We start from the raw sequence: 13,929 nt of genomic DNA on the forward strand, positions 1-13,929 counted from the left end.
CGGCGAGGACGGCGGCGGGCTCCTCCAGGAGCGCCGTAACCAGGGAGACGGGAGTTCGGGGGCATTGTGACCTCCGGCAAAGAAAGCGGGAATGCCTGGGAAGGCACGCACCGACCGTGGCAGGGGTGATCCCGTGTGCGGGTGCGCGGAGCGGACGATCATGTCCGGCGAGAAAGTCACACTCGCACGGAAACCTGCCCCGGAATCGGGGGGAGGACGAGGGCCGCGATGTGCCAGGTAAACAGACGGGCCCACCGGCGTCAAGAACTTCGGCGATCGTGGCGCCGCAACGCAGGGGCCGCCCTCATGCGGACCGCGCACCTTTGCAAGAAGGCTTGACACTGGGTGCCGGAGTGCTGGAAGCTCCCAATAGTCAGAGCCGAGGAGATCCGCTTGCGATGATCGTCTTACAACAGATTGTTAGCGCTCACATTCCCCCGGATTCACCGCACGGCCAGGAAACCTGCCTGAAGATCAGAGCGTCACCACTGGCCGCCGGCCGAGCCGCTCAGGCACCGGCGGACCCGTGTGACACCCCGAGGCACGGCATGACCCGATGAGGCTGTGCGCTGTTCCCGCCCCCGACCGGCAGGGGCGAACGTCCACCCGACCTTCGCTCCGGGCCCCGTGGACGACGGATCGGGCAACCGGCGCCGAGGGGCCGGCCGCCGACTGCCGCAGGTGACGACAGCCTGATGCGCGGAGTGCGGACAGCGGAATTCTCCACCACCAGGTGCCGCCGTGCGGTGGCGGGAATTGGACAGGAGGCCTGCCCATCGGAAATCAGCTAAAGAGAACAGGGATCACAGGCGGTCCGCAGGAACAGGACCGGCGTCCGGAGTCGCGCTCGCCGGCTCCCCCCGGCGCCCGCGAGGACCAGAACGTCGCATCCTGCTATTCGCCGTTCCCGTAGGCGCTACAAGCCGCGCCGAGAAACACCGGGGCGTATTCCTGAATTCTCGCACGGGGAACCGTACGAGAAGTCGGGCCCAGCGGCCTCCGCCGCCCTCCGGGGCACCTCGCGATCCCCGAGGGAATTCCCGAAAAAATCCCCGTCCACGACGGCGGGGCCATTCATCAGCGCACATTTGTCATGTACACAAGGAGATTAAGGTGGGAATCACATCCAGGCCGGGCCTGCCCGGGTTGCTCGCGGCAGCACGCCGGCGCAGTCCGGCGGAGCCGGCGCTCAGGGGCCCCTCCGAGGGCTCGTCGCACCGCGGGACCAGCCTCTTCGCCCGTGCCGCCGCAGCGGCCGTCCTCGTCGTCGGCTCCCTGGCGGGCGCCGCGCTCGCGACCGGTTCCGCGCAGGCCGCCGGACCTGGGCCGTGTGACATCTACGCCGGGGGCGGGACGCCGTGCGTGGCCGCCCACAGCACCACCCGGGCCCTGTACTCCGCCTACAACGGATCGCTGTACCAGGTCCGGCGCGCATCGGACAACGCGACTCAGAACATCGGGCTGCTCAGCGCGGGTGGCTACGCCAACGCGGCCGCCCAGGACTCCTTCTGTGCCGGGACGAGCTGCGTCATCACCGTCATCTACGACCAGTCGGGCCGAGGCAACAACCTCACCCAGGCGCCCGCCGGCGGTGCCGCCGGCGGTCCCGACAACCTGGCCGACGCCACCGCCGCACCCACAACCGTCGGCGGCCACAAGGCCTACGGCGTCTTCGTGGCCCCGGGCACTGGTTACCGCAACAATCACACCAGCGGGATCGCCACCGGCGACAGCGCCGAGGGCATGTACGCCATCTTCGACGGCACCCACTACAACGGCGGCTGCTGCTTCGACTACGGCAACGCAGAGACCAACAACAACGACGACGGCAACGGCACCATGGAGGCCATCTACTTCGGCAACATCAAGGTCTGGGGATACGGCGCGGGCAACGGCCCCTGGATCATGGCCGACCTGGAGAACGGACTCTTCTCCGGCGTCAACCAGCACCTCAACTCCGGTGACCCGTCGGTCAACTACCGCTATGTCACAGCCATGGTCAAGGGTGGGGCCAACCAGTGGGCCATCCACGGCGGCAACGCCCAGGGCGGCTCCCTGTCCACCTACTACAGCGGAGTGCGCCCCAACGTCGCCGGCTACAACCCCATGCAGAAGCAGGGCGCCATCATCCTCGGCATCGGTGGTGACAACAGCAAGGGAGCCCAAGGCACCTTCTACGAGGGTGTCATGACCTCCGGCTACCCTTCCGACACGACCGAGAACTCCGTCCAGGCCAACATCACCTCGGTCGGCTACGGGGGTTCGTCCTCGGGTTCGGGTTCGACGGGTGCGCTGCACGCGCTGGGTGCGGGCAAGTGCCTGGACGTGCCGAACTCCTCCACGACCGCCGGCACCCAGCTGCAGATCTGGGACTGCAGCAACGGCGCGAACCAGACCTGGACGCACACGTCGTCCAACCAGCTGACGGTGACCACCGGCGGGGTCCAGATGTGCCTGGACGCCTACAACAGCCAGACCACCAACGGCGCCAAGGTGGTGACCTGGCCCTGCAACGGCCAGACCAACCAGCAGTGGCAGCTCAACGCCAACGGCACCGTGACCGGCGTCCAGTCCGGGCTCTGCCTCGACGTCACCGCCAAGTCCACCGCCAACGGCGCCCTGGCCGAACTGTGGACCTGCAACGGCCAGACCAACCAGCAATGGGCCCTCAACTAGCGTCATCTGCGGGGCGGGTTCCGTGCGCGGCTCCAGGCCGGCGCGGAACCCGCCCCGCATCTCCCTGATGTGCGCGGGTTACGAGTCGGCGATGCGAGCCGTGCGGCCTCGTCAGTTCCCGCAGCTGCGTGCCGGCAGGCGCCGGCCCGGCTCGGCCCGGCTGTACCGGCCGCCTGTACGACGGCACCAGGCAGCGAGAGCCGACCGTACTGCCCCGAGAACGGCAACCACCCCACCACTCCCGCCAGGAGGCGACCACATGTTCCACCCGAACCGGCGCGCCGGACGTCCATCGCCGCGAACAAGCCTGTGGAGGACGTTTGCCCGCGTGCTCTCGGCACTCCTTCTGTCCGTGGCGGCTCCGCTGATCTCCCTGGGCGCGGCCACGCCGGCCGCCGCACTGGGCAACGGCGCAGCCACCACTCCGCAGATGGGCTTCAACGACTGGAACGCCTACGGCTGCAATGTCTCCGAGTCGCTGATCAAGACCACGGCGCTGGCCATGCACAACAACGGCATGCAGAGCGCCGGATACGCGTATGTCAACATCGACGATTGCTGGATGACCCACGCACGGGGTTCCGACGGGCGTCTGGTCCCGGATCCGGGCAAATTCCCGGACGGGATCAAGGGCACCGCCGACTACGTCCACTCGCTGGGCCTGAAGCTGGGGATCTACGAGGACGCCGGACTGCAGACCTGCGGCGGCTACCCCGGCAGCCTCGGGCACGAGACCACGGACGCCCAGTCCTTCGCCTCCTGGGGCGTGGACTACCTGAAGTACGACAACTGCTACGCGGGGCCGGGGTGTGCGCTGAACTCCTGCCCCAACGGCAGCAAGACGCCCGCGCAGACCCGCTACACCACGATGCGTGACGCCCTGGCCGCGACCGGCCGGCCCATCCTGTTCAGCCTGTGCAACTGGGGCGAGGAGAGCGTGTGGACCTGGGGCGCCGGCATCGGCAACAGCTGGCGCACCACAGGTGACATCAACGCCAGCTATTCCAGCATGTTGTCGATCTTCCACAGCAACGTGAAGCTGGCCGCCTACGCCGGGCCCGGCCACTGGAACGACCCGGACATGCTCGAGGTCGGCAACGGCTCCCTCAGCGACACGGAGAGCCGCTCGGAGTTCAGCCTGTGGTCGGAGATGGCAGCTCCACTCATCGCCGGTACCAACATCGCCTCGGCCAGCGCGGCCACCCTGTCCACGCTCACCAACACCCGCGTGATCGCCGTGGACCAGGACGCCCTCGGCAAGCAGGGCACCCTGGTGTCCTCCACCGGCGGTCTCGACGTGCTGGCCAAGCCGCTGGCGAACGGCGACGTCTCGGTGGCGCTGTTCAACGAGACCGGATCGACCGCGACCATCAGCACCTCCGCCGCCGCGATCGGGAAGACCGGAGCGCCCAGCTACAACCTCACCGACCTCTGGTCCGGCGCGAGTTCGACCACCGCGGGTGCCATCAGCGCCTCGGTCCCGGCGCACGGCACCACCATGTTCCGCGTCGCGGGCGGTACCGGCGGCGGAACGGGCGCGGGCGGCGCGGTGCGCGCGGTGGGTGCGGGCAAGTGCCTGGACGTGCCGGGCTCGACCACAACCGCGGGCACACAGGTGGACATCTGGGACTGCGACGCCCAGGCGAACCAGCAGTGGACGCACACCTCGTCGAACCAGCTGACCGTGTACTCCGGCGGCACGCAGATGTGCCTGGACGCCTACAACAACCAGACCGCGCCGGGTACCAAGGTCGAGATCTGGACCTGCAACAACCAGGCGAACCAGCAGTGGAAGGTGAACACCGACGGCACCATCACCAGCGTCCTCTCCGGACTCTGCCTCGACGTCACCGCCAAGTCCACGGCCGACGGCGCCCTGATCGACCTGTGGACCTGCAACGGCCAGACCAATCAGCAGTGGGCCCTCTGAGGTTCCGTGGCGGCCGGGTGCGGACTGTGTTCGGCCCGACGGGTGAGATCGCCGGACTCCCCCGTCGTGCCGAGCGGTTCATCGCGGCTTGGCAATCGACGGCACGTCAGTTCTGCGTCCGAGCACAGGCGTGCCGTACCGGTCCCGAAAGTCTCCAAACCCTTGACACCGTACGGTGGGTGATGAACCGTTGCCGCCAGGAAACCACCCCCGACCCACAAACGTCCACCGCGTCGGCGGCACAGAATTGTTAGCGCTAACATTCTCCTCCGGAGTGCCGCTCGGCGGCATCCCGGGCGGTGGAGGACGTTGCGCTGTCCACCGCTCCACGTGGGCCCGATGAGATGCAGGGAGCTCATATGCGCGACAGTCAAGGTCCAGAACAGCTGGTGATCGCACCTTCGCTTCATGGCCGGCTGAGAACGCTGACCCGCTTTTTCGCCACGGTCCTGCTGGTTGTCGGCACTCTGACCGGGTCGGGAGCCATCGCCGGAACCGCACAGGCCGCCACCACCCGCTCCTGCGACATCTACGCGGCAGGCGGGACCCCCTGTGTGGCCGCGCACTCCACGACTCGTTCGCTCTACGCGGCGTACACCGGAGCGCTCTACCAGGTCCGACGGGCCTCGGACAGCAGGGTGCAGAACATCGGCGTCGTCAGTGCCGGGGGCGTCGCCGACGCGGCCACCCAGGACGCCTTCTGCGCGGGCACCTCGTGTGTGGTCACAGTGATCTTCGACCAGTCCGGGCACGGCAACGACCTCGCGTACCAGGGCCCCGGGGGCGCGGGAGGCAGTGACACCCCGGCCAGCGCGACCAGCGAGGCGCTCACGCTGGGCGGCGCCAAGGCGTACTCGCTGTACATCAACCCCGGGAACAGCTACTGGCACAACGGGTCCACCTCCGGGATGCCGCTCGGCAGCGCCCCCCAAGGCGCGTACATGGTGACCAGCGGTGTGCACGTCAACAGCGGTTGCTGCTTCGACTACGGGAACAGTGAGACGGACCGCAAGGCCGACGGCGCCGGCGCCATGAACGCCATCTACTTCGGGACCAGCTGCTGGTTCGGCGGCTGCTCGGGAACCGGTCCATGGGTGCAGGCCGACCTCGAATACGGCCTGTACTCAGGCGGCAGTTCGTCGTGGAACCCGAACCAGAGGGCCTTCTCCAGCCGCTACGTCACCGCGATGCTGAAGAACAACGGAACCTCCCAGTTCGCGCTCAAGGGCGGTGACGCCCGGTCCGGCGGGCTCACGACCCTCTGGAACGGCGCGCTCCCGGCCGGCTACAGCCCGATGAAGCAGCAGGGCGCCATCATCCTGGGCAGCGGCGGCGACTGCTGCGCCGGCAACACCAACCAGAGCCTCGGGACCTTCTACGAAGGCGCCGTCGTCAGCGGCTACCCGTCCGACGCCACCGACAACGCCGTCCAAGCCGACATCGCCGCGGCCGGCTACAGCACGGGCACGGGCGGCACCAGTTCCGGCCCGCTGCACGCCGTCGGCGCCGGAAAGTGCCTGGACATTCCCAACTCCAGTACCACCAGCGGCACCCAGGCCCAGATCTACTCCTGCTCCGGAGGTGCGAACCAGGTGTGGACCGCCACCGCCTCGGGCCAGCTGACCGTGTACTCGGGCAGCAGTCAGATGTGCCTGGACGCCAACGGCACGGGCACCGTCAACGGCACCAAGGTAATCATCTGGACCTGCAACGGACAGCCCAACCAGCAGTGGACCCGAAATGTCAACGGCACCATCACCGGAGTCCAGTCAGGGCTCTGCCTGGACGTCAGTGGAGCGTCGACGGCGAACGGCGCGCTGGTCCAGTTGTATGCCTGCAACGGACAGAGCCAGCAGCAGTGGAAACTCGGATGAGCCCTGACGAAAGGCTCCCCTCCTGAGATCCACTGCGGGTGGATCGGCGCGCCGTTCGATCGCGCCGGTCCGTTCCGGTCGGGGCCGGTTCCGACCGTACGGTCGGAACCGGCCCGGCGGGGGCGTCCTCAGCTCGCGGTGCGCCGGGGGATGCCGTTCCTGTCGTTCCGGATGCCCTGGGCGCCGAAAAGTGCTGTCGGCCCGCCCGGGTGCTGTCGGCCCGCTCGACTTCGCCTCGCCCCGGCCTCGCGCGGCCGACAGGTCGGCGGCGTCCCCGACCCGGCCACACAGCTCAAAGAGCAGGTTGGGCCGCGTCCGACAATGCGCGTCGGATCGGCGCGACCCCTCAAGGCCCCCGGCTCCCGACGCCGCCTCAGCCGTTCGGGCAGCGCTCGCCCCTCGGCAGGGCGTACCGGCCGAGCACCCGGTAGGTGCCGGGCCCCGGTGCCCGCAGCAGCGTCCAGCCGTCCTCCTCGGCCAGGCAGCCCCGCGCGCCGCCCGCCGGGCCGTCGACGGCGAGCCACGGCGACCACGGGATCCGCAGTCGCACCGCGCCGGCGCCGGCCGTCTCGACGGTCAGCGCGGCCGGACCGGCCCGGAGCACGGTGGCGGGCGGGTCCGCCAGGGGCAGGGCGTCGACGACCCGGAAGAGCCGCCATCGGTCGTCCCGCCAGACCGGCGCGAGCCAGGAGGGCCCGGACGCGACGATCCGGGCCTCGTCCACCGCGGCGTCGTCCGGTGTCGCGGCGGGCAGTACGACGTAGCCGACGCCCCAGGTCCGCAGCCAGGCGTGGTAGTCCTCGGGGGCGAGCGCGGCGGTGTAGAAGAGGGGATTGCGGGCCACGTCCGCCTGGCGGTTCCAGCCACGGGCGAGGTTGACGTAGGGCGCGAAGCCGGAGGCCTCCAGGTGGGAGCGGAGCGGGACGATCTCCACCCGGCCCCGGTCGGCGCCGAGCCGCCGGAGCTCGTCGATCAGCGGCCCGGTGTCACGGACGCTCGCCGACACCGGGAGGCTGGTGACCAGATCCCCGGCGGGTTTGGCGACCTGCCAGGTGGCCACGGTGAGGAAGACGGCGCCGGCGGCCAGCGCCCGACGGCGCCCGACCGCGACCGGACGCCGGGCGACGACGAGCAGGACGGTACCGGCGAAGAGCAGCGGCAGCCGCTCGACGTTGCTGCCCACCGGGGAGGGCACCGCCCAGGTCAGCGCCGCCCCGGCCGCGTACACCACCGCGCCGCCGCGCACCGCGCGCCAGGTGCGCGGCACCAGCACCGCCACCGCGACGGCCGACGCGACCACCGGTGCGGCGAGGTACCAGTCGAAGGGCTGCACGCCCCGGAAGGGGAACAGCAGGGCGGTGCCGGCCAGCACCAGGCCGGGCCCGACGGTCAGGACGCAGGCGTCCCGGCGGCGGCCGGTCAGCGCCAGCGCGGCCCCGACGACTCCCAGGAACAGCCCGGCCAGCGGACTGCCTATGGTCGCGAGGGTGGCGAGCGCCGCCGGCGCGAGCACGCCGAGCGCGCGCGGGACCGGCCGCCCGGGCGCGGCCCCGCCCGGTGCGGGCGGCAGCAGGGCGAGCGCCGCCAGGCCGAACGCGACCCCCACGGCGAAGGTCACCCGTCCCGAGACGACGTTGCACCAGAGCGCGAACGCCGTCCAGAGCGCGGGCGGCAGCGGCCGCGGGACGGCGGCGCGGACCAGCAGCCGGGCGGCGGCGGCCGCCGCGAGGGTTCCGGCGAGGACACCCGTGGTCCGGACCCCGAGCCAGCCCATCAGGTACGGCGCGACGAGGCTGTAGGACGCGGTGTGCATGCCGCCGTACCAGGACAGGTTGTACGCCGACGCCGGATGGCGGCTGGCGAACTCCGTCCAGGCGTACTGGGCCGCCAGATCGCCCGCGTCCCGGGCCAGGAAGAGCGCCCACCCCCCGTGCAGCAGGAGCGCCAGCAGGGCGGCGGCGACAACCGGGCGGCGCAGCACCGCGAGCGCCGGGCCGACGGGGAGAGGTACCTCGGCGGGCAGGCCGACCGGCTCCGTGGTGGTCATCTGTCCTCTCTCGGCCACTGCGCGCGGGCGGGGACTCCAGGGATAGCAGACCGGCCGCACGTTGCCGGGTGGGCGCACCGCGACCCCGATCACGGGTGGATTCATATGCTTGTCGACTGTCGGTCGGGCCGGTGCGGCTCGGTTCCGAGGAGCCCCGCGCGGCCGGGCGGCGGCGGCCGCCGCCGGGGAGCTGCGGACACCCACCGGGCGTGCCAGGCTGGTCAGCGGGGAGAACCACGGCTTCCGGAGGTACCACCATGAGCGTCGAACCCGTTCCCGAGGGCTATCCGCGGGTCTCGCCCTACCTGTACGTGCACGACGCCGCAGCCGCCGTCGACTTCTACCGGGACGTGCTGGGCGCGGTGGAGCGGGTGCGGATGCCAGGGCCCGGCGGCCGGATCGGGCACGCCGAGCTGACGATCGGCGAGTCGGTGCTGATGCTCGCGGACGAGTTCCCCGACATGGACGCGCTCGGCCCCCGGACGGTCGGCGGCTCGCCCGTGACGATCTTCGTGTACGTCGAGGACGTGGACGACGTGCACGCACGGGCCCTCGCCGCCGGCGCCAGGGAGCTGAGCCCGGTGAAGGACCAGTTCTACGGCGACCGTTCGGGTGGCTTCGAGGACCCGTTCGGTCACCGGTGGAACGTCGCCACCCACGTGGAGGACGTCGGCCCCGAGGAGATGAAGCGCCGGATGGACGAGGCGATGGCCGCCGGGTCGGACACCGCCGCCGGCTGACCGGCGCGCGCGGGGGCGGCCGGCCGCGGGAAGGGGGCGCGGGCGGCGCGCCGTCGGACGGGGGATCACGGCGCGGGCTGCGGCCCGGTCCCCTCGATCTCCGGCGCTCCGCCCACGGGCAGGCGCAGTTCGGCGACCGCGCCGCCGTCCGGATCGTTGCGAAGCCGCAGGTCGATGCCGATCGCCTCGGCGTGGCCCTGGGCGATGGTCAGGCCCAGGCCGTGCCCGTGCCCCCGCTCGCGGGCACCGGTCCGGAACCGCTGCGGCCCGTACCGCAGGACGTCGTCCGGGTAGCCGGGGCCGTGGTCGCGGATGGTCAGCGTGGTGCCGGCCACCCGCACCGTCACCGGCCCGGCGCCGTGCCGCCGGGCGTTGGCCAGCAGGTTGGAGACGATCCGGTCCAGCCGGCGCGGATCGGTGGTGACCGGTGCGTCCGAGTCGATCCGCAGCCGCACCGAGGGGTCGGCCGCCCGGATCATCGCGGTGGCCAGCGGCCCGAGCCGGACCACGGACAGCTCCGCGCTCTCGGCCTTCGCGTCCAGCCGCGAGACCTCCAGCAGATCCTCCGTCAGGCCGCAGAGGAAGTGCACCCGGTCGCGCACCAGCTCGGTGGGGCGCCCGGGCGGCAGCAGCTCCGCCGCGGTGAGCAGCCCGGTCAGGGGGGTGCGCAGTTCGTGCGCGACGTCGGCGGTGAAACGCTGCTCGCCGGCCAGCCTGCCGCGCAGCACTCCCGACATCGAGTCGACGGCCGCGGCCAGCTCGGCCACCTCGTCGCGCGGTCCGCCGAGCGGGCCGATCCGCGCGTCCAGGTCGCCCTGGGCGATGCTGCGGGCGGTGCGGGCCGCGGTGCGCAGCCGGCTGCTGATCCGATCCGCGGCGAAGACCCCGGCGAGCACGGTCACGACGACCGCGAGGGCGGCCGAGAGCAGGATCGTCCGGTCGAGATCCGCGATGGAGCGCTCGTCCTCCCGGTAGTCGATCCGGACCGAGAAGACCCGGCCGCCACTGCCGGCCGCCGCCCACATCGCGGTGCCGTCCGGCCCCGGACCCAGCGTCGAACCCTCGTGCTCCTGGCCGGCGAGCCGCCGCAGCTCGGCGGGCAGCGCCGGGTCGTCCACCGCGCCGGTGGCTCCGAGCACCTGGCCGGTGCGGTCGTAGCCCGCGAGCAGCGCGTCGAGTGCGGCCACCGCGGAGCGGCGGGCCTGCTCGGTGTGCTGACGCACGGACGCCTGGTGGACGAGGACGCCGAGGGTGAGGGCCACCAGGAAGGAGACGACGGCCACGGTGACGGCGATCTGCCGACGGAGGTTCACCGGACGCGCCGCAGCTTGTAGCCGAAGCCGCGGATGGTCTCGATCCGCTCCGCGCCGATCTTGGCGCGCAGCCGCTGGACGTGGACGTCCACCACCCGGGTGTCGGCGCCCCAGGAGTAGTCCCAGACCCGTTCCAGCAGGGTCTGCCGCTCCAGCACCACGCCGGGGGCCGCGGTGAACTCCAGCAGCAGGCGCAGTTCGGTCGGGGTGAGCGGGATCTGCCGGCCGGCCACCCGCACCTCCATCGCGTCGGTGTCCACCTCCAGACCGTCGATCTGCCGCAGGGCGCGCGGCGGTTCGGGCGGCCGGGGCGTTTGCGGGGCGGCCGGGCCGGCCGGTGGCGGCGCCGTCAACGGGTGGGTGCCGATCCCGGTGCGCCGCAGCACCGTACGGATCCGGGCGACCAGCACGGCCGTCTCGAACGGCTTGACGATGTAGTCGTCGGCGCCGGCCTCCAGCCCGGAGATGACGTCGATCGGCTCGGTGCGGGCGGACATCATCAGGATCGGCAGCAGGCTCTCCTCGCGGATCCGGCGGCAGAGTCCGACGCCGTCGAGCAGCGGGAGCATCACGTCGAGCAGCAGGAGGTCCGGGGGGTGGGCGCGGAACCGCTCCAGGCCCTCCAGGCCGTCGGCGGCCGTGTCGACCGGAAAGCCGTAGCGCTCCAGGGCCATCCGGGTGGCCTCGCGGATCACCTCGTCGTCCTCGACCAGCAGGATGCGGGGGGTGCCGGGAGCGGCACCGGCCGGGCCGCTCACGGCCGCCTCGCGGCGCTGGGCTGCGGTGCGGCGGGGACGGCGGTCGCCACCGGCGCGGTGCCCGGCCGGGCGCCGCCCGCCACCGGGCTTGCTCCCGTACCGGCCCCCGCGCCTGCTCCCGAGACGGCGGGCGTGGCGACGCCCGAGCTCGGCCGGGCCGGCTCGGCCGTCGGCCCGCTCGGCGGGCACCCCGGTACGTCGGCGGCAGGGCCGGTGGCACGGATCTGGCGGGTGTCGAAGGCCAGCCGGACCGTGTCCCAGCGGTAGGTGCTGTTCGTCTCGGTGACCTCGCTGGTCGGCTCGTGCACGAGCAGGTCGGCGCCGACCGTGTCGGCGCTGAAGCCCGGCAGTGTCTGGAGGGCGAGGATCGGCACCGGCCGCCGCGCGTCCAGGGTGTAGACGTGCAGGAAGGCGCTGCGGTCGGCCGTGAGGACGGCGGTCAGGAGCTCGTCGCGCCCGTCACCGGTCAGATCGCGGTACTGCGGCGGCCGCACCGAGCATCCGGGGCAGCCCGCCAGCGCCTCCCGCTCCTCCGTCCGGACGGCCGGGTCCTTCTCCAGCAACGCCAGGACGTCGACCGCCCTGATGTCGTCACCCGGGCTGCTGACGCCCGGCACCGGGACCGGCGGCGGCTGCACGGTGGCGCTCGGGGTCGGCACCGGCGAGACGTCGGCGGCCGGCCAGAGCACCTGGGGGCTGGGCCAACTGGTCACCTGGCGGGTACGCCCGGCGTCCTGGAGCTGTCCGGCGGAGGTGCAGCCGGACAGCTCCAGGACGGCCAGGACGGCCAGGACGGCCAGGACTGCCGGCAGCAGGCCCCGGACCGGTGCGGTGCGGCTGAGCCAGGTCCTCACGTGGGTGCACGCCTTTCGGTACGGGTACGGGTGATGCGGGTACGGGTGATGCGGGTACGGGTGATGCGGGTACGGGTGATGCGGGTACGGGTGATGCGGGTACGGGTGATGCGGGTACGGGTGATGCGGGTACGAGTCGGGTCGGGTCGGTCGGGTCGTCACACGTCATCACGCGCGCCGCCGCGGACCGGTTGCACGTCAGGTGACGCGCGGCGACCGCGCACCGCAGCGACCCTGCACCGCAGCGGTCGCCCTCCGACCTCCCCGGACGCCGCCCCGACCGGGCCGACCGCCCCGATCGCGCGGCCCGGAGGTCCGACCCCGGCCCGCGAGCGCGTCGGGCGACGAGCGACGAGCGACGAGCGACGAGCGACGAGCGACGAGCGACGAGCGACGGTCGCCGGGTCAGCCGGCCGGCGGGTCAGCCGGTCGACGGGGTGGCCGGGTCCAGATCCGCGAGGACGATGATGTTGTCGGTGTAGTGGCCGTCGGACGCCACCCGACCGCCACAGGTGATCAGCCGCAGCTGGGGGCTGTCGGTGTTGCCGTAGACCACCTGGGTGGGGAAACCGCTCTTCGGGGCCTGTCGGAGCTCCCGCACCAGGAAGACGACGGTGCTGCCGTCCTGCCGGTGGATCTCGATCCGGTCTCCCGGGCGCAGCTGTGGGAGTCGGTGGAAGACCGCCGGGCCCTTGCGGGTGTCGAGGTGACCGAGGATCACGGCCGGTCCGGTCTGGCCGGGCGCGGGACCGTTGCGGTACCAGTCGACCTGCCCGGGGTGGTCGGCCGGCGGGACCTCGACGGAGCCGTCGCGGTTGAGGGCGCCCGGCGCGACCGGCGCGTCCACCGCGATCCGGGGAATCACCAGGCGCACGGGGGGCGACACCGGAGCGTCGGGCGCCGGGGCGGCGGCCGGGCGCGGGGCGTCGGGGGCCGGGGTGGCGGCGCCCGGGTCAGCGGGGGCAGCGGCCACGGCGGGCGCGCGACCGGCGAACTCGATCCGGACCGGCTCGTGCTCCGGGGCGGGCACGAGGATCAGCGCCGCGAGGGCGAGCGAGAGGCTGCCGGCCGCCGCGACCGGCGCCCACGAGGGGCGCCGGCCACGACGGTTCCGGTCAGCGCTGTGCGCCGGCACGGCGCCGAACGACGGCGAAGCCGATACCGGCCACGCCCGCGAGGGCCAGGCCGGAGCCGGCCACCAGGGTGGTGGTGGACCGTCCGGTCTCCGCCTCCCCGGTCTGCGCGCCGCCCCGGGGGACCGCGCTGACCTGCGGCGCGTTCGCACCGGTGCCCGCGCTGACGGCGCCTGCCGTCGGGGCGGCCCCGACCTGCGGCGCCGAGGCCACGGTCGGCACCGCGCTCGGGGCCCGGCTCGGGCTGGCGGTGGAGGCCGGGGCCGCGGAGGGGGCCGCCGGGGCCGCGCCGTCGGCGAACGCGACGGTGCCCGAGCCGGCCAGCGCGGCGGCGACGCCGGCGGAGACCAGCGCGAACCGGACCGCCCGGCGTACACCGGCGGGACGCGACGTACGGGTGGCCGCGCGGAAGGCCAGGGGACCTGACATGGGAGAACCTCCATGATCGCCGCTTCCGGCCCGGTTGGCCGGAAGCTGACACCGCAGACGTTAGGAAGCGCTCCGCACGGACGGCCGCCGGATGTGTAACAGCCCTCCGGCGGATGTGTAACACGCCACCCCCTCTGTTTTCGTCTTCTTGACGATAAGCAGGGGCACCGTTATC

The 13,929-nt window shown here is 72.5% G+C and carries 10 protein-coding genes; 4 read left to right on the forward strand and 6 right to left on the reverse strand.

Going from position 1 to position 13,929, the window contains the following annotated elements; genetic code table 11:
• The first annotated feature begins 1,275 nt into the window (after positions 1 to 1,275).
• The 3 genes from OG823_RS04440 (at position 1,276) to OG823_RS04450 (ending at position 6,480) form a co-directional block, all read left to right on the forward strand.
• Positions 1,276 to 2,676 (forward strand): arabinofuranosidase catalytic domain-containing protein, encoded by a 1,401-nt coding sequence (locus OG823_RS04440; protein WP_371484302.1) that lies wholly within the window; start codon positions 1,276 to 1,278, stop codon positions 2,674 to 2,676.
• Positions 2,677 to 2,935: 259 nt separating this feature from the next.
• A complete protein-coding gene (locus OG823_RS04445) occupies positions 2,936 to 4,606 on the forward strand; it encodes a ricin-type beta-trefoil lectin domain protein (RefSeq protein WP_371477676.1) in 1,671 nt (556 codons plus the stop codon).
• A gap of 359 nt (positions 4,607 to 4,965) precedes the next feature.
• The gene (locus OG823_RS04450) at positions 4,966 to 6,480 is read left to right on the forward strand and encodes an arabinofuranosidase catalytic domain-containing protein (protein ID WP_371477678.1); all 1,515 of its coding nucleotides are present in this window, start codon (positions 4,966 to 4,968) and stop codon (positions 6,478 to 6,480) included.
• Between the two features lie 373 nt (positions 6,481 to 6,853).
• Here the strand turns inward: OG823_RS04450 and OG823_RS04455 are convergent, their stop codons facing one another.
• Positions 6,854 to 8,527, reverse strand: a complete 1,674-nt coding sequence (locus OG823_RS04455) for an MFS transporter (protein ID WP_371477680.1) — start codon at positions 8,525 to 8,527, stop codon at positions 6,854 to 6,856.
• Positions 8,528 to 8,784: 257 nt separating this feature from the next.
• Here OG823_RS04455 and OG823_RS04460 point away from each other — a divergent pair, with 257 nt between their 5' ends.
• Complete coding sequence (locus tag OG823_RS04460) at positions 8,785 to 9,267, forward strand: VOC family protein (RefSeq protein WP_371477682.1); 483 nt, start codon at positions 8,785 to 8,787, stop codon at positions 9,265 to 9,267.
• A 65-nt stretch (positions 9,268 to 9,332) separates the two neighbouring features.
• Here the strand turns inward: OG823_RS04460 and OG823_RS04465 are convergent, their stop codons facing one another.
• The 5 genes from OG823_RS04465 to OG823_RS04485 all read right to left on the reverse strand — a co-directional run bounded on the left by OG823_RS04465 (position 9,333) and on the right by OG823_RS04485 (position 13,754).
• A complete protein-coding gene (locus tag OG823_RS04465) occupies positions 9,333 to 10,580 on the reverse strand; it encodes a sensor histidine kinase (RefSeq protein WP_371477683.1) in 1,248 nt (415 codons plus the stop codon).
• On the reverse strand, positions 10,577 to 11,254 hold the full coding sequence (locus OG823_RS04470; RefSeq protein WP_371484304.1) for a winged helix-turn-helix domain-containing protein: 678 nt from the start codon (positions 11,252 to 11,254) through the stop codon (positions 10,577 to 10,579). The genes OG823_RS04465 and OG823_RS04470 overlap by 4 nt, the downstream gene beginning before the upstream one ends.
• Before the next feature lie 80 nt (positions 11,255 to 11,334).
• Positions 11,335 to 12,192 (reverse strand): hypothetical protein, encoded by an 858-nt coding sequence (locus tag OG823_RS04475; RefSeq protein ID WP_371477685.1) that lies wholly within the window; start codon positions 12,190 to 12,192, stop codon positions 11,335 to 11,337.
• A gap of 421 nt (positions 12,193 to 12,613) precedes the next feature.
• Positions 12,614 to 13,327, reverse strand: coding sequence for a class F sortase (locus OG823_RS04480; protein WP_371477687.1), 714 nt, complete (start codon positions 13,325 to 13,327; stop codon positions 12,614 to 12,616).
• On the reverse strand, positions 13,308 to 13,754 hold the full coding sequence (locus OG823_RS04485; protein WP_371477689.1) for a hypothetical protein: 447 nt from the start codon (positions 13,752 to 13,754) through the stop codon (positions 13,308 to 13,310). The genes OG823_RS04480 and OG823_RS04485 overlap by 20 nt, the downstream gene beginning before the upstream one ends.
• Positions 13,755 to 13,929: the final 175 nt, after the last annotated feature.

It is taken from the genome of Kitasatospora sp. NBC_00315, assembly GCF_041435095.1.
Taxonomy (GTDB): domain Bacteria; phylum Actinomycetota; class Actinomycetes; order Streptomycetales; family Streptomycetaceae; genus Kitasatospora.